This window comes from Syntrophorhabdaceae bacterium, from assembly GCA_028698615.1.
Taxonomy (GTDB): Bacteria; Desulfobacterota; Syntrophorhabdia; order Syntrophorhabdales; family Syntrophorhabdaceae; genus Delta-02.
In genome coordinates this window covers 125,136-146,304 of the sequence record JAQVWF010000001.1, presented here as the reverse complement: position 1 = coordinate 146,304, position 21,169 = coordinate 125,136, and the positions used below count along the sequence as shown (strand labels likewise).

At 55.6% G+C, this 21,169-nt stretch carries 17 protein-coding genes; 8 read left to right on the top strand and 9 right to left on the bottom strand.

Features of this window, described 5'->3' with window-relative positions; genetic code table 11:
- Positions 1–33 precede the first annotated feature (33 nt).
- Genes lysS through PHC90_00760 form a run of 3 tightly spaced genes read right to left on the bottom strand, consistent with a single transcriptional unit; the run spans position 34 to position 3,513 of the window.
- A complete protein-coding gene (gene lysS, locus PHC90_00770) occupies positions 34–1,497 on the bottom strand; it encodes a lysine--tRNA ligase (protein MDD3844869.1) in 1,464 nt (487 codons plus the stop codon).
- Positions 1,498–1,529: 32 nt separating this feature from the next.
- Complete coding sequence (gene rimO, locus PHC90_00765; GenBank protein ID MDD3844868.1) at positions 1,530–2,795, bottom strand: 30S ribosomal protein S12 methylthiotransferase RimO; 1,266 nt, start codon at positions 2,793–2,795, stop codon at positions 1,530–1,532.
- The gene (locus PHC90_00760) at positions 2,785–3,513 is read right to left on the bottom strand and encodes a TIGR02757 family protein (GenBank protein MDD3844867.1); all 729 of its coding nucleotides are present in this window, start codon (positions 3,511–3,513) and stop codon (positions 2,785–2,787) included. Before PHC90_00760 ends, rimO begins: the two co-directional genes overlap by 11 nt.
- A 608-nt stretch (positions 3,514–4,121) precedes the next feature.
- Here PHC90_00760 and PHC90_00755 point away from each other — a divergent pair.
- Both PHC90_00755 and PHC90_00750 read left to right on the top strand, forming a co-directional pair.
- On the top strand, positions 4,122–6,044 hold the full coding sequence (locus PHC90_00755; protein MDD3844866.1) for an ATP-dependent helicase: 1,923 nt from the start codon (positions 4,122–4,124) through the stop codon (positions 6,042–6,044).
- Positions 6,045–6,308: 264 nt separating this feature from the next.
- On the top strand, positions 6,309–7,592 hold the full coding sequence (locus PHC90_00750) for a hypothetical protein (protein MDD3844865.1): 1,284 nt from the start codon (positions 6,309–6,311) through the stop codon (positions 7,590–7,592).
- A 125-nt stretch (positions 7,593–7,717) separates the two neighbouring features.
- On the opposite strand, the gene PHC90_00745 is transcribed toward PHC90_00750, so the two are convergent.
- A complete protein-coding gene (locus PHC90_00745) occupies positions 7,718–10,153 on the bottom strand; it encodes a hypothetical protein (GenBank protein ID MDD3844864.1) in 2,436 nt (811 codons plus the stop codon).
- A gap of 408 nt (positions 10,154–10,561) precedes the next feature.
- Between PHC90_00745 and PHC90_00740 the strand changes: the two genes are divergently transcribed.
- Positions 10,562–11,725: an MFS transporter gene (locus PHC90_00740; protein ID MDD3844863.1), complete on the top strand. Its 1,164-nt coding sequence runs from the start codon at positions 10,562–10,564 to the stop codon at positions 11,723–11,725.
- A gap of 8 nt (positions 11,726–11,733) precedes the next feature.
- On the opposite strand, the gene PHC90_00735 is transcribed toward PHC90_00740, so the two are convergent.
- From PHC90_00735 to PHC90_00725, 3 genes are all read right to left on the bottom strand, one after another.
- The gene (locus PHC90_00735; GenBank protein ID MDD3844862.1) at positions 11,734–12,048 is read right to left on the bottom strand and encodes a 4-oxalocrotonate tautomerase family protein; all 315 of its coding nucleotides are present in this window, start codon (positions 12,046–12,048) and stop codon (positions 11,734–11,736) included.
- A complete protein-coding gene (locus PHC90_00730) occupies positions 11,957–12,529 on the bottom strand; it encodes a hypothetical protein (protein ID MDD3844861.1) in 573 nt (190 codons plus the stop codon). Before PHC90_00730 ends, PHC90_00735 begins: the two co-directional genes overlap by 92 nt.
- A gap of 258 nt (positions 12,530–12,787) precedes the next feature.
- Positions 12,788–13,060, bottom strand: a complete 273-nt coding sequence (locus PHC90_00725) for a hypothetical protein (GenBank protein ID MDD3844860.1) — start codon at positions 13,058–13,060, stop codon at positions 12,788–12,790.
- A gap of 476 nt (positions 13,061–13,536) precedes the next feature.
- On the opposite strand from PHC90_00725, the gene PHC90_00720 reads away from it, so the two are divergent.
- The 5 genes from PHC90_00720 to PHC90_00700 all read left to right on the top strand — a co-directional run bounded on the left by PHC90_00720 (position 13,537) and on the right by PHC90_00700 (position 19,991).
- Positions 13,537–14,862: an aspartate kinase gene (locus PHC90_00720; protein ID MDD3844859.1), complete on the top strand. Its 1,326-nt coding sequence runs from the start codon at positions 13,537–13,539 to the stop codon at positions 14,860–14,862.
- Positions 14,863–14,925: 63 nt separating this feature from the next.
- The gene (locus PHC90_00715) at positions 14,926–16,041 is read left to right on the top strand and encodes a serine hydrolase (GenBank protein MDD3844858.1); all 1,116 of its coding nucleotides are present in this window, start codon (positions 14,926–14,928) and stop codon (positions 16,039–16,041) included.
- Positions 16,042–16,134: 93 nt separating this feature from the next.
- A complete protein-coding gene (locus PHC90_00710) occupies positions 16,135–18,060 on the top strand; it encodes an ATP-binding cassette domain-containing protein (GenBank protein MDD3844857.1) in 1,926 nt (641 codons plus the stop codon).
- Complete coding sequence (locus tag PHC90_00705; GenBank protein ID MDD3844856.1) at positions 18,057–18,335, top strand: GIY-YIG nuclease family protein; 279 nt, start codon at positions 18,057–18,059, stop codon at positions 18,333–18,335. Before PHC90_00710 ends, PHC90_00705 begins: the two co-directional genes overlap by 4 nt.
- Positions 18,336–18,626: 291 nt before the next feature.
- Positions 18,627–19,991, top strand: a complete 1,365-nt coding sequence (locus PHC90_00700; protein MDD3844855.1) for a DEAD/DEAH box helicase — start codon at positions 18,627–18,629, stop codon at positions 19,989–19,991.
- Between the two features lie 20 nt (positions 19,992–20,011).
- On the opposite strand, the gene PHC90_00695 is transcribed toward PHC90_00700, so the two are convergent.
- Both PHC90_00695 and PHC90_00690 read right to left on the bottom strand, forming a co-directional pair.
- Positions 20,012–20,611 (bottom strand): flavodoxin family protein, encoded by a 600-nt coding sequence (locus PHC90_00695; GenBank protein ID MDD3844854.1) that lies wholly within the window; start codon positions 20,609–20,611, stop codon positions 20,012–20,014.
- Between the two features lie 57 nt (positions 20,612–20,668).
- Positions 20,669–21,064, bottom strand: a complete 396-nt coding sequence (locus tag PHC90_00690) for a DUF3592 domain-containing protein (protein ID MDD3844853.1) — start codon at positions 21,062–21,064, stop codon at positions 20,669–20,671.
- Between the last annotated feature and the right edge of the window lie 105 nt (positions 21,065–21,169).

Sequence of the window (21,169 nt, the reverse complement as noted above, 5' to 3'; positions counted from 1 at the left end):
GACAGACTGTCGATAAAAGTCCGTACGCCCTTTTTACGGTCGCAGGAGCGGAAAAAGGATGACTTCCCGTATCGATGCGCTGTCGGTGAGCAGCATGGTCAGCCGGTCTATGCCGATGCCCTGACCGGCGGTCGGGGGAAGGCCGTATTCCAATGCCGTGATGTAGTCATCGTCGAGAGCGGCGCCCTCTTCCTTCTCCTTTATCTGGAGCTCGAAGCGCTGACGCTGGTCTTCCGGGTCGTTCAGTTCGTTGAAACCGTTCGCGATCTCCATGCCCGACATATAGAGCTCAAAGCGCTCGGTGATATCGGGATTTTCGGTGCTGCGTTTAGCGAGGGGGGAAACCTCTATGGGGTAATGGGTGATAAAGGTCGGCTGGATGAGCTTCTTTTCGCAAAGTTCCTCGAAGATCTTCGTGATGAGCTTACCACGGGAATCCTTGTCGGCCCCCTCGATCTCAAGGTCCTTCGCGTATGCGGATAGGCGGGCAGGGTCATCGAGGGCGCTCAGGTCGAAATTGCCGAACTCGGCCATGGCGTCAGCCATCGTGATCTTTCTCCACGGCGGGGTAAAGTCGATCTGCTGCTCGTTATATGTAATGGTGTATGTGCCGAAGAGTTCCTTGACCAGAGAAGAGACCATATCTTCGGTGAGGGCCATGAGGTCTTCGTAGGTGGCGTATGCCTGGTAGTATTCGAGCATGGTGAATTCCGGGTTGTGGCGGACCGAGATGCCTTCGTTGCGGAAGTTGCGGTTTATCTCGAAGACGCGCTCGAAACCGCCGACAACAAGGCGCTTGAGGTAGAGTTCCGGGGCTATCCTGAGGAAAAGGTCCATGCCCATGGCGTTGTGGTGGGTGACGAAGGGTTTGGCCGTAGCGCCTCCGGGTATGACCTGCATCATGGGCGTCTCCACCTCGATGAAATCGCGCTCGACGAAATAGCGCCTGATATAGTCGATGATCTTCGCCCGCGTCGTGAAGACATCGCGCACCTTTTCGTTGACTATGAGGTCGAGGTAGCGCTTGCGGTAGCGTTCCTCCACGTCCTTGAGCCCGTGCCATTTCTCGGGAAGGGGGCGCAGCGACTTGGTGAGGAGCTTCATCGTGTCGGCAAGCACCGTCAGTTCGCCCGTTCTTGTCTTGAAGACCTTGCCTTCAAGGCCCACGATATCGCAAATATCGAACTTTTTGAATATGTCGTAGGCGGGGGTCTTCAACATGTCCTTGCGGACATACGCCTGCATCTTACCCTTCCTGTCCTGCACGTGGATAAAGGAGCTCTTTCCGAAATCGCGGAAGGCCATGATACGCCCGGCGATGGCAACGCGTTCTTCGCTCTTTTCCAGGTCTTCCGTGCCCAGGGAGCCAAACCTCTCTTCAACCTCTTTTGTGGTGATATAGGGGCCCCGGTCCTGGGGATAGGTTTCAATGCCCTGTTCTCTCAGACTTTTTTCTTTTTCCTTGCGTACGGCATAGAGTTCATTTATCGGTTCCATCTTGCCCTCAATTTTTAATTGGCGATATACTTCTATACTTCCACAACAACATCATAATCAAGTGTTTTCATTACCTTCCCCTCGCATATTTCTCCGGGGACGCACTGCCCGCTCAAGAAGGCGACTCCATCGATATCGGGCGCCTGCGTGAGCATTCTGCCGACTTTCGGGCTTGCCTCGACGTCCTCGACGACAACCCTGACGGTCTTCCCGAGAAGGCCCGCGAGGCGGGCGCGCGATATCTCCTTCTGCGCCTCCATGAGACGGTTGTAGCGCTGGCGCTTTATCCCTTTCCTGATCTGTCCCTTAAGCTTGTGCGCCACGGTGCCTTCCTCCCTCGAATACATGAAGGCGCCGAGCATATCGAACTGGTATAGGTGAACGAAAGAGACAAGGGAATCAAATTCTTCGTCGCTTTCCGTCGGGAAGCCGACGATGATCGATGTCCGGAGCACCGCCCCCGGCATGCGCCGTCTCATCATTCCGAGGACATCTTCGAGATAAGCCTTCGTATGTCCCCTGCCCATGAGGGAAAGAATGCGGTCTTCGGAATGCTGGATCGGGATATCGAGGTAGGGTATCATCCTCGGGTCGCTCCCCATGAGCTCGATGAGGCCTTCCGTGACCCCCTTCGGGTGCATGTAGAGAAGCCGCAGGTGATAATCGCCCTTTTCCCGGAGAAGCGAACCAACAAGCTCCATCAACCCCTGTTTCCGGCCGGCGTCTTTTCCATAGGAGGTAATGTCCTGGCCGATAATGTTTATCTCCCGGTAGCCCTCATCGAGAAGCCAGCGGAACTCCCCGATGACATCCTTTCCGGCCCTGCTTGCAAGCCCGCCGCGAATAGCCGGTATGGTGCAGTAATGGCAACGGTTGTCGCAGCCCTCCTGTATCTTGAGATAGGCCGTCGGCCGCCTGGTCAGCACCTGCCGGGGAAAGGTCTCTGAGAAATTGCCCTCCCGGTGATAGAAGCCCCTCTTCTCGACAATGTGTTCTATGTCGCTGTAACAAGCCCTGCCCACGAAGACGTCCACCTCGGGAAGGAGGTTCATAAGCTCTTCGCGGTAGCGCTCGACAAGACAGCCCGTGACCACTATCTTCTTCCCTTCCTGCTTTGCCGCCTCCAGGATGGTCTCGATGGACTCGCGGGCCGCTTCGGCGATAAAGGCACAGGTATTGATGATGATCGTCTCGCCCTCGTCACCGATCGTGTGCCCCGCTGAGCAGAGCTTGCCCGTTATATATTCCGATTCCACGAGGTTCTTGGGGCATCCGAGGCTGACAATTCTAAATCTCATAGACGGCACACCTCTCCCTGCATCTCCCGCTTCTCTTCCCTGTGCACCCCGCCCCGATGCCAACGCCATGGCAGAGGAAAAAGTCGTACTTCAGGGGGTCCGACGGGCAGTAACGTTTGAGGGCTTCCGTAACCTCCCGCGCGGCCCGGTACGAAGGCGTCCTCTGCGTGGTCCAGCCAAGGCATCTTCCTATCTTATATATATGTGTATCCAGGGGCACCGTCAGGTCAGCCGTATTGATGAAGTCCCAGATACCGATATCTATCTCGTCCTTTCTCACCATCCACCTCAGGTACATGTTCCAGCGCTTCTGCGCCCCCGCCGACGACGGCCTGGGGAAAAAGAAGGTGAGCCTGTCGTCGCGGGGCAGGTATTCCCCGCGAATGCGCCAGATGGCCCGGCAGGTATCACCGTCATAAAAGGAGCGGAACATGGCGCCAAGCGACCCGTGGTCGCCAACGATCCGGTGCAGTGCATCGAAGAGATAGATGAGGTCGTTCTCCTTCTGGAACCGGTAGTAAAACCCTTTCAAGCCTTCCCATGAACCGCTTTCGACAAAGCGTTGGGGCCCATTCCCCATCAGACCGAAAAGTCTCTCCAGAAAGCCCATGAAGACCTCGATCCTCCCATAGGCAAACTGGGATGCGATGAACCCGGCGACCTCCCGGTCGGCATCTGAGAACCAGCGGCGCACAAAGGAAACCGGGTCATTGCCCACACGGCTCAAAAGAGCGTTCTTCTCTTTTTCATAGATATTGTCGAGATGGACTACCTGGGATCACCTTCTTGCAAGAAACCCGCTGACAGGGTCAACGTTGTGAATATTATACCCCAAGGGGGCGGTTCTTTTCAAATAAAGCTGACCTTGCAAGACGCAACTGTATATGGTAAGCATACCCATATTATTTAGCCATTAAATCAGCAATGCATGCTTCTTTGATCCATGTTAGATTATTTCTTTAGCTTCGCAGGACAGCAAACTTCAGGCAGCAGGGACAGGCGGTGAAATTGGCAAAGAAGAAGTGTCCTCATTGCGGAAAAGAAGTGAACATCATCCTTTTTGGGAGCAGGTTCATTGCGGTTTGCTGTAATCAGATCATATATGTCGGTCATGAACCCCCGCGGAATGACGAGGCGGATGTCGCAGAAGACGCCGGCATCCGGCCGGTCGTTTAAGGTACCCCTGCCATAGATCAACACCGCAACGAAGTGCCATATCACCGCACCAGTCCAGCGGGCCCTGCCGCTTAAGGTCTGGACAAAGACCCGCGTTGTGTACTTTAATATCGGTTTCATGGATCAGCCATGATGACCCGGAAGGAAAGCTTGGTACACAACATGATCCCCATTATGCAAGATCTCGAGGCACAGCTCAATTCATCCCAGTATGAGGCGGTCACCACCACCGAGGGACCTGTCCTTGTCATTGCCGGAGCAGGAAGCGGCAAGACACGGGTCATAGAATATCGTTCCCTTTACCTTGTTCAGAAAGACATAGACCCGGAATCCATCCTCCTTCTTACCTTCACCCGTCGAAGCGCACAGGAGATGATCGAACGTGCCTCGCGAAACGACCCGCGCTGTTCCAGGATAGAGGGCGGAACCTTTCACTCCTTTGCAAGCAAGGTCCTGAGGGTGCACAGCAAAGATCTCGGCCTCTCAAACTCCTTCACCATCTATGACGAAGGCGACGCCGAGGAGGCGATCCGCCGCTGCTGCAACAAAATGGGATATGACAGCGACAAGGAGTTCCCGAGAAAGAACGAGCTCAAGAATGTCTTCAGTCTCTGCGTCAACAAGGGAATGGATGTTGATGATGCGATCCTGAAGGCATACGCGGACTACGAGGACCGCATAGGCGAGATCAGAACCGTGCAGAAGGAATACGCCGAATACAAGCTCAGGAACAACTGCGTCGATTACGACGACCTCCTCGTTTACCTGAGGGTCGTGCTCGGGATCGATGCAATAAGAAAAAAGCTGTCGTCGCAATACAGGTACATCATGGTCGATGAGTTCCAGGACACGAACGGCGTACAGGCCGACATTGTCCGGCTTCTTTCCGCTGAGCATGGGAACGTGATGGTGGTGGGCGACGACGCGCAGAGCATTTACGGTTTCCGCGGCGCCGATCATATGAACATCCTGCGGTTTCCCGGCGAGTTCCCGGGATGCAGGGTCATCATGCTGCAGGAAAATTACCGGAGCACCCAGTCCATCCTCGACGTTGGCAACGCCATCCTTAAGAACATGTCCCACAAGTTCGAAAAGCGCCTTGTCTCCGCCACCGGGACCGTGGGCAGACCACCTGTCGTCTCACGCTTCGCCGATGTCTACGAAGAGGCCTCCCGGTTGGCCGGCAAGATTTACACCCTGAAGTCGAAAGGCGTCCTCCTGAGAGAGATGGCCGTCCTCTTCAGGACCGCCTTCGCCTCCATGCCCCTTCAGGCGGAGCTGGTGAAACGGGGTATACGTTTCAAGCTCTTCGGCGGCCGCAAATTCTATGAAATGGCAAATGTCCGCGACGTGATATCCTACCTGAGGGTTGTGGCAAACCCCGCCGACGAACTGGCCTGGCAGCGGGTACTCCTTCTTCTTCCCGGTGTCGGGGCCAGGGGTGTTGAAAGGCTTCTCCAGATGATCAGCCATTACAAAAACCTGGCGGATATCATTGAAAAGGTCTTCAGCCCATTATGTTCGGGACAGAAGAACTCTGAGGCGCTGAGTTCTTTCACCAAACTTCTCCGAACCGTCTGTGCTCCGTCCATGGCCCCATCCCGCCAGGTCGACCTGGTGCTGGAGCATTACGGCCCCATAATGGAAACCAGGTACAAGAAAGACCCTCGAAAGGCGAAGGAACTGTCCATGCTTGGCCAGATGGCACGCAGATATACAAGCTTGAAGGATTTTCTTGCCGATGTCTCAGTAGACCCTGATAAGGACGCAAAGGACGATGCCGCCGAATTCCTTACCCTGTCCACGGTCCATTCCGCGAAAGGCCTGGAGTGGGAAAGGGTCTTTCTCATCGGCCTCGTCGACGGCATATTCCCCTCGAGAAGGTCCTTCGATGAGGGCGACGGCAACGACACAGAAGAAGAAAAAAGGCTCTTCTACGTCGCAGTCACAAGGGCAAAGGAGATACTATCCCTGAGCTTTTACATCAAGAAAGGCGCCAATGACCGGTCGAAAGCGCGATTGTGCCGGTTCCTCGATGCCCCCAATGTCAAGAAAACGCTTGGCCCCGCCTGATTCCGCCAGCGATCCCGCGCGTCCCGGATCCTTCGCGAAATACACCTTATGCCGAAAGGGTTCGAGATAGCCAAAGCCCTTGCTCCAGAACGAGGTTGGCCCCCGGGACGCGATTGTAAGGGTCCCTGTTTTTTTTGAGACCGATGTTGACTCATCGTTATATCTCATGGTATATAACTGCTAGTCGTTATATTGTAGCTGTCATAACGACTGGGAACGGATCCGGCGAGATCCGCGGATCATCATCACATCAAGGAGGTAATAATGAAGAAGTTCCTGTTGGCCCTGTGTGCTGTTTCGCTTGTTCTTCCGACATTGGTCAACGCGGGCAGCGTGTCGAGCAGGTACGATGTCACTTTCGGCGGCTTCGTCAAGTACGATCTCGGGTATTCGGCCCAGAACAGCCACGCCGACCCAAGCTCCGCGGCCAGAAGCAGCACATCCGACCGGGCGGTTTTGGCCGATGACTACGGCAATACCTTCGCGACCGCAGGCGAGACCCGTTTCAATTTCCTCGTCAAGGGACCTGACCTCTGGGGCGCCAAAACAAGCGCCTTCATCGAGGGCGATTTCCGCGGCGTGACCACGGGGAACCAGTACGGCGGTTTCCAGCTCAGGCATGCCTTCATGAAAATGAAATGGCAGTCCGCGGAATTGTTGATCGGTCAGGCCTGGCAGCAGTGGGGCATGCCCTACTACGGCACGTGGATGGGCGTCGGTGATTTCGTTCAGTACCTCAGGGGCATAAGGGTACCCCAGGTAGCTCTGCGCTATTTCTTCACCAGGGAGTTCAACGCCATGGTCGGCGTCACCTCGGCCACGCAGTGGTCGGGCAAGGACGGTATCCGCCAGTCCAATGACGGCTATGCCCGGAGCTCCTGGCCGGGGCTCCAGGGCGAGGTGGCGTTCCACTCCGACCGCTGCGGCAAGATAGGCTCCAACAACCTGAAGTTCGGCCTCGGTGCATACTTCGGAAGGGACACGGAGGCCTACGCCGAATCCCCAACGGCAACAACATACAAGGATAATACGATCAACGCCTGGATCACCGCATTCCGGTACTCCATACCCATCGTTCCCGAGAAAAAGGGGAACAAGGCCATGTCTGTTCTTCTCAACGGCAATTTCTTTCTCGGCCAAAACGTCGCAGGCAGCAAATGGCTGAACACCCCCAGCTATGGAGCCTACCAGAGACCTGATAACGATACGGCCGCACCGACTCTCTTCGGCCTCTACACCCAGGCGTCCTGGTGGATCACCAACAACCTCTGGCTCAACGGCATGTACGGCTACCTGAAGTACAACGCCAGCGAATGGGCGCGTACCAACAGCGCGGCGGCACGCGACAGGCTAAACATGTCGCAGACCTACGCCGTGAACCTCCAGTGGCAGGCCAACCAGGCAGTCAAGTTCGGCATCGAGTGGATGCACATGTTCAACAGCTTCAACGGCAGGGGTACCGGCGGCGCAAATTCGACGGGCACAGGCCTTGCCAGCGGCAACGGCACCATAGACCAGTACAGGTTCGCGGCCTGGTATTACTTCTGATATTTTCATGCAGCCTCCTGCGCATGCTGTCCGGAAGACCCCGCCCACTGTGCCCTGTGGGGGGGGTCCTCTATGAGGATTTGAAGACCAGCGGCCGATCTTGAACAGTTCAAATGGAGACGTGCTTATTGCACTTCCGAAAGTTTCTTTAAGTCCTGTGAATGTCCCTGAAGCGCCAGTGATAAGGCAAGAACAAGGGCGCGAATATCTTTTTTGCTGACGTCGGCTTCCGGTGGCTGAATACCATAGCGGGAAGCCATCGCCCCGAGAAACCTGTTCGCCTCATCGCTGACAATGGGATCAACTCTAAAACGGAGAAGCTGGATCTTGTTCAATAATGCGCTTTCGTGGTCGTTCCTGGCTGTCATCAGGGTGCGCTCGATCAAATTGTCAACATCGAACTGCACAACGCTGCGGAGCATAACCCGGTCTCCACCGTCATAACGCGCCAGCAACCGGTCAAATTGCTGCAGGGTCCACCCGTCGATGCTTCCCATATAACCGGCAGCCATGCCCGCGACCATCATGACGAAATGCCGCTGGTCCCAATCAACGCATTGCTTGATGAGATCACGGACCATCTCCTCTTCTTCTTCTGTAATGACGACATTTTCGGCAAATCCGTCCCGCTCATCGGAAACGATCTCGGCCAGAAGCAAGAGGAGCGTGGCCCCTCCCCTGATCGTCTCCGCCCGAAGCATGACCTTTTGGGCCTGCTTAAGCAGTCTTGGGAAATGGGAACGAATTCTTTCCGTCACTTCGTCGTGCGTGCTTCCCCAATGGTAAGCCCGATGCAGACAAAAACCAATGAGCCCGCTGGCCCGTGTTCCCATGACACGGACCATCTGATCCACATCGCCGATTGCCTGAACCCTTAATTCCGAGGTCACGTTGTGCGGCAGGCCCGACAGGATATCTTCGATGATCGAACGCCGCGCCTCAGGTGTGAAACCGGCCCAATTCAATAGATATCCTGTAACGGCTTCAGCCTCCAGGCATTCCACGGGATCCGAGACGATTTCGTAGATCTTCACACGGTCAAACACAAAAATGTCGTTCATCACTTTTGCTATATAGGCGCTGACAATTTCATAACGCGCATCCTTCTCGAGGCCCAATGTCCAAACATAGACAAGCAGGCTCTTGTTCACTTTTGTCAGGACCTTCAAAAGCATTTTGTAATCGTTTTTGAACACCTTGGGCGCATTGATCAGGTCATACAGGAGTGTCCTCAACAAGAGCCATTCGCTCACATCCACAACGCGCCTGTTGTCCAGGCGGCCTGTACGCAAGAATTCCACCAGCCGCAGATGATCGAAGCTGTCCCTGCGCAGGACCTCGATCAATTTGCCATGGTTAATGTTATTCCTCATCAAGGTGATGTTCAAATTCCGGATCGCGTTCGATAATTGCTCAAAATAAAGGCCGGTTTTCCCTCCATGCCCGTCGTTCAGGGCGTCCAGCCTTTCCATGAATGTTTCCTTGAAGGAATAGTTCACGAGCATGACAAAATCGTCAACGCGCTCCTTCTCTTCTTTGCCTATCATGCACTCCGACAGACCGCGGCATTGTCCTTCCGCGGGTGATTCGGGAAGCCCGCAAAGCTCACGCACGCTTTGCTGCTCCACAGATTCGTCAAAGCTCAAATAGCGATTCCAGGTTTTCATCAAGGCAAGATGCATGCATTTCTCTTCATCACCTCTTCCCGATGATCGGAGCATGGCAAACATCACAGCATATCCCAGGCTTAAATAGACCACAGGTTTCCAATGGGTCTGATGGATCAAAGGATGGATATTAACGACAACGTCTTTTCCTTCACACGCCACCATGCCCGGTGCGGAACGGATGCCGAAGGTAATCCTGTATCGTTGCGTCCACAGATAATCCCCGTAACGGAAGGCATAATTCTTCACGATCTTGTGAACAAAGCCTGCAACCTCCTCGAGGAACCCGGGGCTCACGAGCGGAGCGGCGGCCGCGGCGGAAACATCAATCTCCAAACGATGCCCGTCGTTGGCCGCAAAAATTCTGTTGAGCCAGATTCTTGTCGGGCGGATATGGTAAATATTGGGTTTATTGAAAATGTCCAACGAGGCCAGCAAGAGTTCGGGTTGGGCCCTGTATGCATCGATGGCGCGGCTCATTGACTCGTTCCTCGGTACCCCTGGATGCTCCATGGCCAGGGCCACATACCTGAAGACCGCAACGGTAAAGATATCCAGTATCTCGGGGTGAACGATAGGAAGCGATTTGATCTGGTCAAAATAGGGGATAAATAAATTCCAATGCGCCTCAACAACAACTTTCATTCCTTTTCGGGTGATCTTTAAAAGCGCTGATCGGCGCCCGGTGATATTGATGGTGACAGTTGAATCTGTACAATGAGGCAAGATCGGCGCAAGCAACGTTTTTAGCCGCAGATCGTCAAGCGCCTTCACCCTGTCGGTCATGGTCGCCAAGACAAATACATCCTCATCTTTGTTCTTGAGAAATGATAGATCGGGCAAATCGACGCTGTCAGCGGCAGCAGGGTAAACGATAACCCTGACCGATTTCACGGGTGCCGCAGGAGGGTCTTGTTTGGGGACAACTGTTTTTTGCATACTATCCCTGGAACAGTGCGGTAGTCCGGGTCCTTTGGACCGGGAACGGGGGGTTATAAGCGGGAAATGGTTCACTATCGGGTTTCACACCGCAACCCAGGTGATGAACCGAAATGTCCGGATCATCCATATCTATCACGCGCCCCATATAAGCCAATTATAACACGGGCACGATCCTGTCAGGATAGTATTTATATTCAGGCAATTGACCCTGGCGTCCTCTGCAAGGGAATTGTGCCGGGACTCTTTCATTGTATTTCTCCATACCCTTTGCGGGTTACGGCGAAACAGGCGCGGGACAGTTGTTTTGTTTTTTTGTAAAACTTCTGGTGAAATTATCCGCCATTGGGTTACATTGACTTAATGGCACGATTTGAGGAATTCCGGGGGAGGGCGCTCCTCTTTCTCATTTTTCTCCTTTTTATCTGGTTCGTCAGCTTTTCGGTTCGCATTGTGTTCTCGCCGATCCTTCCCATCATCGAGGACGAGTTCATGGTTAACCATGCGAAGGCGAGTGCTATCTTCACATTCCTGTCGGCGGGATACGGGATCTCGGTCATCCTTTCCGGGTTATTTTCGGGCAGGGTGGGATACAAGAAGTCCATTATTCTCTCTGTCGCACTGCTGGGTCTGCTGACCTTTCTTATTCCTGTCGTTCACACTTTCTACCTCCTCTATCTCTTTGCCTTTGTGCTCGGTCTTGCCCATGGGTTGTATCTACCTTCGGCGATCCCGCTTATCACCGAATACTATGCCGAGAAGAACTGGGGCAAGGCGATCGCCATCCATGATACGGGGGCTTCGTCGGCCATCTTTGCCACCCCCCTTGTCGCCATCCTCCTCCTTCAGTTTTTTCCCTGGCGGGGGATATTCGTCGTTTATGGGTGCGTCTTCGTAGCATGTCTGGCGGTTTTCTGCCTTGTCAGCACCGAGGTTAAGATCCATAACCCTGCACGGGCAATATTCAGGGAGATCATAAGGATACGGTCCCTGTGGTTCATGACAGCGATCTGGATCTTCGGCGCCGGGGCGAATCTCGGCATTTATTCGATCACGCCCCTTTACCTGACAAAAGAACTGGGGTTGAGCATAGACTACGCGAATACCATCCTGAGCGTATCGCGACTGGTGTCGATCGGTGTTGCGGTGGCATGCGGTTTCATTGTGGACAGGTTCAGCCTGAGAAAGATCATGTTCTTCATGATGGTGATCGCCGGCGTTTTCACCGTTCTTCTCGGCCTGTCTCCTGTAAGGTACACGGGGGTCCTGCTTTTCTTTCAGGCCTTCTTCGTGACAGGTTTCTTTCCGGTGGGCCTCGTGGCCATCGCGAGAACCTTCGGCAGGGAAATGAGAGGCCCGGCCACGGGGATCATCCTTTCCTCCGCCTTCTTCATCGGGGGCGGCGTCATGCCCTGGCTCCTTGGCATTTCAGGAGACCTTTACAGCTTCAGGCTGGGCATTACGGCCCTCGGCGCATTCACCATGCTCGCAAGCACCTTCGTGTTTCGCCTGAAGGAGCTTAAGTGACCGGGTCATCATTTCTCGCGTTTTCTTTTTGTTGTGATCGTTTCACCGCCCACGCCCCAATTGTCCGTCTCCACTTCGTCGATGACCACATAGGTTGTCTGGGGTTTCTTTCCCAGCACATCAGACAATAATCGTGTCACGCCCTGGATCAATTTTTCCTTTTGTTCGCTCGTAACGCCTTCCTTCGTCACCTTGATGTTCACATATGGCATCGTTCCCCTCCTTTTTGCATCAATCCAGCCACGGGTGCCCGTCTTTCGTTTTTCGCCGGGATCTTCGCATCGCGTTTCCCAGGGATACCGCGGCCAGGCTGGCTCCGGCATACACCAGGAACTTGAGGCCCTGGTCCCAGTCATCGGGGACAAGAAAACAGGCGATGCCGAAACCCGCGACACACCATACCGCCGACCATATGATGTCTGAGAACAGTTTCGTTTCCAGTGCTCTTACCCTGAGTTCGGACACAGGCCGGTACACTCTTATATACAGGATATCCCGCGCCGCCCTCAGGTATTCCTTCGGCACTGTTATCCTGATCCGTGCATGCACGATGGCACGATCGGAATTCACTATCTCCTCCTGCTCGGCTCCTTTGGCTTTCACGACAAATGGAATCCCGGCATCGATGAGCACTGATCGGACCACCGTCAGTTCTTCGTCCCCGGTTACTTCAACCAGCACGGCATGGTCCGCAAGGTCCAACGAATCTTCCTTGTCCTCATATTCATGGAAATAGGCTTCACCTTCGTCATCGTCGGAAGGGAAGCGGTCGACAAGCTCCACCTCGCATATCCTGCAGACCATCACTCCTTCTTCGTATCTCGTGCGACAGCGGGGGCAGAAAATAGGTCAACTCCTCTTGAAAACGTTCTCAATGCCTGACCGGCCGTTGACGCGTCTGTTCTTTGGCGCCTTTGCCTTTGGACGGCCCTAAGATGTTCCAGGCACCTGCAGCTATTTTTTCAGGTACTTCATCTGCACGTTCGCCCCGATGAGAAATTCGCTCTCGCGGCGTTCGGGCAGACTCTTCTTGAGCTCCGCGGTGATCTTTTCGACGTCCATCTATGCTATCTCATCGAGTTGCCTGACCCATTCCTCGATATTTCCCTCGGCGAGAAAAGGGTGGTAGTTCGTGAAGAGAACGTCGCCGGAGAAGAGAATTTTTTTGTCCCGCAGATAGACGAGGGTGTCTCCGCCGGTCTTTTCCATTTCCTTCTTGTCGTTCTCCTGGGCGATGACCACGGCCCCGAGTTTGACGAATTCCGAATTGCCGAAAACATGGTCCAGATGATAGTGGGTATTTCGGTTCGTTATATTCCCCCCTGCGGCACTCATACCTCGACTGGCATGGCTATAGTAACATGACATTTCCTGAATTGGAACAGACAGTTGGCCAGATCATCGGCCCCTTTCCGCAGCCGTGCCCCCCGGTTGACAGCGCCTCTCAGGGCTAGCGGTCAAAACTGCGCTGCGCTTCGCTTCACTCCCGGGGAACGAGAATGACAGAAGACATTTATTTCCCGGCACCAAGCGAAATGTTGACATTTCTCCCCATTAATGTAAATTCATTGTCATTCGCAGAGGTGTAAATGCAAGGTGCTCATGAAAGCCGTCCAGTCCGGGGTGAATTCCGGGCTTTTCTTCAAGAATGCAGGAACGGGAATGAACAGCGGGTTCAATTCTATCTCCAACCATGAAACAACGGCGTGACAGTCATCATGACCTTTGGGAAGGAATTCTATGACAGGCACAGGGAACGGTAACGACCGACGGAAGGCTCCAGCCGAAATGGGCGGCCGGGGAGATGAAGCGTGATAGTATTGAAGTTCGGGGGCAGTTCGCTGGGGACGACCGACAGGATACGACGGTGCGTCGCCATTGTAAAGGAGCAGATCGGCAGGCGGCCGGTCGTTGTGGTCTCCGCCCACGGCAAGACGACGGACAACCTGATCGGGTCGGCGAAAAACGCTCTTGACGGCAAAGTTGAGATCGAGGCCATCCGCGAGTACCATCAGGGCCTTGCCGAAGACCTGGAGATAGACTGGGCAGTGGCAAGCCCCCTGTTCCAGGCTCTCGAAGGATTGCTCCGGGGCATCAGTCTCATAAGGGAACTGACGCCGCGGACGCTAGATCATGTCATGTCTTTCGGAGAGCGCCTCTCGTCAAATATCGTCGCAGCCGCCCTGGTGCGCGAAGGAGTGCCGGCAATCCCGGTAAATTCCTATGATGCAGGCTTGCTGACAGACTCCCGCTACGGCAACGCGACACCCTTGAAAGGCATAGAGGCGGCCATCGCCAACCGCATGGGCGCCATCGCAGAGGTTCCCGTCGTGACCGGTTTCATCGGCAGGGATGAGAAGGGGAGCGTTACCACCCTGGGAAGAAGCGGGAGCGATTTTACGGCGTCCATCATCGGGGCGGCTGTCGATGCGGAAGAGATCCAGATATGGAAAGACGTCGACGGCGTTATGACCGCCGACCCCTTTGTGTACGGCGGCGCCCTTAATATCCCCGAGATGTCCTTCAGCGAGGCAAGCGAACTGGCCTATTACGGAGCGGAGATCCTCCACCCCTCCACACTCGTTCCCGCCATGGCGAAAAAGATCCCCGTCCGGGTGGCGAACACACGTAAACCCGATGAAGCGGGCACAATGATCCTTGCGGATTCAGGGCCGGTAGACCGCATGGCCAAATCCATCGTTTACAAAGAGAACCTGTGCCTGATCAATATCGTTTCACCGAAATTCGATTCCACGACGAGACTGCTCTCGTCGGCGCTGGAGGTCCTCGCCCGACAGGACATCGGGATCCACATTGCGGCAACATCGGAATCCAGCGTGTCCTTCGTCACGGACCGGTCCTATCCGGAAGAGATGCTGGTGAGGACGTATGGGGACCTTCAGGAGATCGGCACGGTCTCCATCGACAGGGGCAAGGCCCTCATCTGTGTCGTCGGGGAAGAACTGAAAGGCAACCCGAAGGTGCTGGGCGACATCTTCACGTCCGTGGGCAAGGCCGAGATCAAGGCCAGGATGGTCTCTCAGAGCGCATCGGAGATAAACATCGCCTTTCTCGTCGACGATTCCGAGATAGCCGTTACCGTGACCAACCTGCACAGGATCCTGATCGGCGTGTAGAATAGGGCGAGGTCCTTACCGCCCGCACACGCAGGAGGAAACATAAATCTCAGGAGGGATTTTATGAAGAAACGCTCAGCATCCATCATTTCCATTACGATCACCGTTGTTCTTTGCCTGCTCCTGACCGGGGCGGTTTTTGCCGGTACGCCGGACCTCACCCCCGGGAGGATAGATGAGGTCGTCACGAAGTTGATGAAAGAGAAGAATATTCCAGGTCTTTCGCTGGCGATATCCATGCCCGGAAGAACGATAGAAAGGAACTACGGCATCGCCAACAAGGAATACAATGTCCCCGTGGAAAAGGATACCGTCTTCGAGATAGGCTCCGTTTCCAAGACCTTCGCGGCCATTGGAATCCTCATGCTTCAACAGGAGAAGAGGCTCAGCGTCACGGACAGGCTTACGAAGTACTTCCCCCAATACCCTCAGTGGCACGACATCACCCTGAAGAACCTTCTCCAGCACACCTCGGGCATAAGGGAAATGACGGGAACGGAACCCTTCAGAAGCAACCAGCAGAAGGACTGGACGCCCCGGGAGGTAATCGCCCGCATGGCCGAGGAGCCTCTCGATTTTCAACCGGGACAGAACGCGGTCTACAGCAATATAGGGTGCATCATCCTGGGGGTGGTGATCGAAAAGGTGACAGGCGTTTCCTATGGTGACTTTCTAAACGACAGGATCCTGAGGCCCCTGGGAATGGGTCATACGATGCTCGGCAGCACGAGCGCCATCATCCCCAAACGGGCATCAGGCTATTATATGTACACCGGCAAGCTCATGAACGCCCCCTTTGCAAGCCTCGTTCTGCCCTACGCAAGCGGCGGCATGACCTCGACCACAGCGGACCTCATCAAGCTCACGAAGGTATTCACGGCAAAGGCGCTCCTGAGCAAGGGCTCGGTGAAGGAGATGTTCGCCCCGGTCCGCCTCAACAACGGGACAGAATTCGTACTGCCCGGATCGACCATCAATATGACCTATGGCTACGGCCTTGATTCGCTAAGAGGAAAGAAGGTCATCCCCGCCAAGACGGGTGGGATATCGGGGTTCAACGCCTTCTTCGCCTACTTTCCCGGAACGGAAACTATGGTGGCCCTGACGGCGAACCTGGATAACTCGCTGGAAAGCCTTGTCATCATCACTGACGCCCTCTTTGGGCTGAAGGGCAGGTAAACGATCTTCCCTCTATCGTGACTACCGTTCTCCATGGCGCATACCTTGCATCTTCCCTCCTGCATCGTGTTATACTGAGGCCCTTGAGGTTATATGGGACTCTTGCGCATACATGACGTTTCTTTGAGTTTCGGCGGGCCGCGGCTTCTCGATCGCGCCACTGCCCAGATCGAATCGGGGGAGAGGATCGGTCTTTTGGGGCGCAACGGCTCAGGCAAGTCGACGATCATGAAACTGCTCGCCCGTCAGATCCATCCCGATTCGGGGGAGATCGTTTACGGCGGCGATGTCCGCGTCGCACTGCTTCCCCAGGATATCCCCGACGACCTGCCGGGGACGGTCTACGACGTCACGGCCTCAGGCGGGCTGGAGCACGCGCAGCTCCTGAGCGAGTACCATGATCTCACGATGCGCGTCGCACGAGAAAGGGACGACGGGCTCCTGAAGATGCTTGAACAGGTGCAGCACAGGATAGAAGCATCCGGTGCCTGGCATTACCATCAGAGGGTTAAAACGGTGATGGAACGCACCGCTCTCGATGAGGACGCGCTATTCACGACCCTTTCGGCAGGTATGAAGCGGCGTGTTTTTCTGGCGAGGGCGCTCGTTGCTGACCCGGACCTCCTTCTTCTTGACGAACCAACAAACCACCTCGATGTGGCCACCATCCTCTGGCTCGAGGAATTCCTCTTGAGGTACGGAAAAACCCTCATGTTCGTGACCCACGACCGGGCCTTTCTCCAGCGCCTGGCGACGCGGATAATGGAGATAGACCGCGGCAGCCTGACATCGTACACCTGCGATTACCGCACCTATCTCGAGCGCAGGCAGGCCCTTCTGGACGCAAAGGAGAAACAGTGGTCCGAATTTGACAAGAAGCTTGCCAGGGAAGAGGTGTGGATCAGGCAGGGGGTCAAGGCCCGGCGAACCCGCGATGAAGGCAGGGTGCGCGCGCTCATGAAGATGCGGGAGGAACGGGCTGCGAGACAGGAGCAAACGGGGTTATCCCGCTTTTCCATCGAGGAGGCGGAACGCGGCGGCCGGATGGTTGTCGATGCCGGAGGGGTTTCCTTCGCATGGGGCGGCACGCGGATAATCGACGGCTTCTCCACCACCATTATCCGGGGTGACAGGGTGGGTGTCATGGGGCCCAATGGCTGCGGCAAGACCACTCTTCTCAAGGTACTTCTTGGAGAGTTGGAACCTCAGGAGGGAAAGGTCCGGCTCGGCACCAACATGTCCGTTGCCTACTTCGACCAACTCCGTTCCCAGCTTGACGAGGACCGGACCCTCAGGGAGAACATCGGGGGCGGCAACGACATGATCGTTACAGGCGGAACATCCCGCCATGTGGTGGGATATCTCCAGGATTTTCTTTTTCCTCCGGAGCGGACCATGTCGCCTGTCAGCACCCTCTCCGGCGGCGAACGCAATCGCCTGCTCCTCGCGAAACTCTTCATTGTCCCCTCCAACGTCCTCGTCCTCGATGAGCCCACGAACGACCTCGACACGGAAACCCTTGAATTGCTCGAAGAGAAGCTCCTCGACTACAAGGGCACGATCCTCATGGTCAGCCACGACAGGGAGTTCCTCAACAATGTCGTCACCTCAACTATCGTCTTCGAAGAAGGGAGCCTGCGGGAATACGTCGGCGGTTACGATGACTGGCTCAGGCAGAAAAACGCCTCCGCCCCGGCATCGATCCCTGAGGCCCCGAAGGAGCGCAAACCGAAGAAGGAAAAGCCGGCACAGGAGAAAAAGAAGCTGACGTTCAAAGAGGCCCGGGAACTCGAATCCCTGCCGGTGATGCTCGAGGCCCTGGAGGAAGAGAAGCGGCAACTGACGGAAACCCTGAATTCGCCCGAATTCTACGCGAGCCGCGACCTTGCCAGGATAAACGCCATCAACGACCGGTGGGAAGCCCTGAATAAAGAACTGGATGCCGCCTATCAGCGCTGGGGCGAACTGGAGGAACTGAAGGCCGCCCTCGGCGCTCCGCCCCAGGGGAAATCCCCGTGAACGACAATCCCGGTCCATTCGTCTACATCCTGGAGTGCTCCGACAAAACCCTGTACACCGGCTGGACTGTCAACATGCAAAAACGGCTTAAAGAACATAACGAAGGCAGGGCGGGTGCCAGGTACACGCGCGGCCGCCGGCCGCTCAAGCTCGTTTACAAGGAGCTCTGCTCCACCAGGTCGGATGCTCTGAAACGGGAAAGGGAAATAAAAAAGCTCTCCCGCACCCGGAAACTGCTGCTCATAAAAAAGGCGTCTGAAGCCGGCCTGATTTGACAGGGACCGCTCGATATCTTATAGTGTAGCCTGGGCTACGAAGTAACGATACCTGGCCGCGTGAAGATTTTCTGTCCGAAACGTTCCAATAACAGACAATTTCATCGAGCCGGATGACTTCCTGAAGGGTCATGACCGCTTCGGCTTTCTTTCCCCGGGAACGGTCTCTTGCGGCAATTATATCCTGTCCGCCGCGGGGTCTTGACCCTTAGACCGCCGTTTCTTTTTCATTCGAGCGGTTCAGGATGGTGTGTTACGGTGGCCACTAATCTTATTTAAAAGAAGGTGCTTTTGAGTTTCAGTTCATTCAAGTTTCATCCGCAAATAGCCGCCGGTGTCACGGCGCTCGGTTATCAGGTCCCCACCCCCATCCAGAGGCAGGCCATTCCACCGGTCCTTGCCGGCAAAGACGTCATGGGCCTTGCCCAGACGGGGACCGGCAAGACAGCGGCCTTTGTGCTGCCTATCCTGGAACACCTGCTCCCCGGCCCACGGGGCCGGGTACGCTCCCTCATCATCGCTCCCACACGGGAACTGGCCGAACAGATACATGTGTCTATCGGGGAGTTGGGGCACGGCACCCACCTGAAGAGCTGCACCGTCTACGGCGGGGTGGGCGTGAACCCTCAGATCAAGAGACTCCGTTCGGGCGTCGATATTGTTGTGGCCTGTCCCGGGCGACTCCTCGATCACCTTCAACAAAAGACCATCAACCTTGAGGGCCTGGAGATCCTGGTCATCGATGAGGCCGACAGAATGTTCGACATGGGCTTCCTTCCCGACATCAGGCGGATCATCAAGCAGCTGCCCGCAAAACGGCAGACCCTCATGTTCTCCGCAACCATGGCCCCCGACATCCGAAAACTTACCGACGAGGTGCTTTCCAATCCTGTGACCGTGAAGATCGGCCATACGAATCCTGCCGACACCGTATCCCACGCGCTCTTTCCCGTGGAACAGCACCTGAAGACCAAACTGCTTCTGGAGCTTCTCCGCCAGACCGATACGGAATCGATCCTTATCTTTACGCGCACCAAGCACCGTGCGAAACGCATTGGCCAGGAACTGCAAAAGGCGGGATACAAGGCTGTCTCGCTGCAGGGAAACCTGTCGCAAAACAAGCGTCAGGAAGCCCTCGACGGTTTCCGCGATGGATCGTACCAGATCCTCGCGGCAACGGACATTGCGGCCCGCGGAATCGATGTGTCTAATATATCCCATGTGATCAACTACGACATGCCGGATACGACGGATGCATACACCCATCGTATCGGCCGCACCGGCCGCGCGGCGAAAACCGGAGACGCATTCACCTTTGTCTGCGGGGAGGACGAACCCCAGGTCAGGAGCATCGAACGCGTGCTCGGCGCCAGGATCGAGCGGCGCATCGTGAAAAATTTCGACTATACGACGCCAGCGCCGGAACGCAACACCGAATTCGCACGGCCGCCGCGGCCGCCGAGACGCGACAAGGCGCAGAAGGCGATGCCGGAACGGGGCGGAGCGGGAAAGGATGACAGCAAAAGGCACGGCACGGGTTCCCCCAGGTCGGGGCGCGCCGAATTCTCTCCAACGGGACCCAAACCGGCGGCTCCATCCGCACAGGGGCGCAACCGAAAGACCACCGGCAGATCGTCTACACGTCAAGGGAGATGATCACCCCTCCCCCTTTTTTGTCACGATTCGGGATATCGGGCAATGTGGGGCTGTATCGCTTTTCCGAGCCAGTCTACAACAGATCCGAGGTGGCGCATATTGGCGAGCCCTTCCTCATCGGCGGAAACCTCCCCTTTGTCACGACCAAAACCCATGTTCCAGTAGGTAGACCCGGGAATGATCATGCGGGACATCTGGTACATGTGGTTTATCGTATCGAAGGCGTGTATGGCGCCGCCCCGGCGCAGAGCAACCACCGCGGCGCCGATCTTTCCCGCGAAGGCGTTCTTGTTGGCGCGTGCCACATACCCGGAGCGCTCGAGCAAGGCCTTCAGGTCCGAGGAAACCCCTCCAAAATAGGTCGGCGAGCCAAGGACTATGGCGTCGGCCTTCAACATCCTGGCGAAGATTCCATTGAAAACATCCTTCTTCATCGCGCATTCCCGGTCCTTATTGACAAGGCACATGTTGCAGGCGCTGCAACCTCGAATGTCCGTGCCTCCTACCTGCGCGAGGTCCGTTTCCCACCCGGCCTTATCGAGCACGCCCAGCACTTCCTTCAAAAGGATTTCCGTATTGCCCCCTTTGCGGGGGCTTCCATTCACTGCGATTGCAAACATACCTGACCTCCAGTGTCGATATGAGAAAAGAGCGGGACCCGCGGGGACGCCGAATCCTTATGACCTCATCCGCAAACGGGCATCCTCCGGCTTTGAAGGATCATAGTGGACCACGATAGGGTTTCCCACGGGATATTCAGCCAGTATCTTCTTCACCCTGTATTCGTCACCATATGCCCGGTCCACACCCTGGGCACCGGTGTATCTGCGGCCCTCAACGGTGTATTCGAAGAGGATCATGGGGTAGTAGAAGTCGAAGTCCTCAGGGTGGGTGCGGGCAGCCACCTCGGTCTTGTTCCCTATCACCCGTCCCTCTATCGCGCGCCAGCCCGGCGGGATGGACCTTATCCGCCGGCTGCCCGCCTGGTTCTTGCGCAAGAGCCGAATCGCCACGATCAATACAACCACGGGCACACCGATGAACAAAAGCCCCACCACCAAAACCCCGGCCATAAACCCTCCTGCGATGTGGTCACCAACCGATGCCTGTGCATTGTGGGGAAACCCGGGTGACGCTTGCGATAACACTTCGTCCATCCCTGTAACAGGGACAGAACA

Excerpts from the sequence above, each read along its gene's own strand:
- rimO (MDD3844868.1), bottom strand. The coding sequence starts at position 2,795 with ATGAGATTTAGAATTGTCAGCCTCGGATGCCCCAAGAACCTCGTGGAA.
- PHC90_00735 (MDD3844862.1), bottom strand. The coding sequence starts at position 12,048 with ATGCCGGAGCCAGCCTGGCCGCGGTATCCCTGGGAAACGCGATGCGAA.
- PHC90_00725 (MDD3844860.1), bottom strand. The coding sequence starts at position 13,060 with ATGAGTGCCGCAGGGGGGAATATAACGAACCGAAATACCCACTATCAT.
- PHC90_00695 (MDD3844854.1), bottom strand. The coding sequence starts at position 20,611 with ATGTTTGCAATCGCAGTGAATGGAAGCCCCCGCAAAGGGGGCAATACG.
- PHC90_00730 (MDD3844861.1), bottom strand. The coding sequence starts at position 12,529 with ATGGTCTGCAGGATATGCGAGGTGGAGCTTGTCGACCGCTTCCCTTCC.
- PHC90_00710 (MDD3844857.1), top strand. The coding sequence starts at position 16,135 with ATGGGACTCTTGCGCATACATGACGTTTCTTTGAGTTTCGGCGGGCCG.
- lysS (MDD3844869.1), bottom strand. The coding sequence starts at position 1,497 with ATGGAACCGATAAATGAACTCTATGCCGTACGCAAGGAAAAAGAAAAA.
- PHC90_00715 (MDD3844858.1), top strand. The coding sequence starts at position 14,926 with ATGAAGAAACGCTCAGCATCCATCATTTCCATTACGATCACCGTTGTT.
- PHC90_00690 (MDD3844853.1), bottom strand. The coding sequence starts at position 21,064 with ATGGCCGGGGTTTTGGTGGTGGGGCTTTTGTTCATCGGTGTGCCCGTG.
- PHC90_00740 (MDD3844863.1), top strand. The coding sequence starts at position 10,562 with ATGGCACGATTTGAGGAATTCCGGGGGAGGGCGCTCCTCTTTCTCATT.
- PHC90_00750 (MDD3844865.1), top strand. The coding sequence starts at position 6,309 with ATGAAGAAGTTCCTGTTGGCCCTGTGTGCTGTTTCGCTTGTTCTTCCG.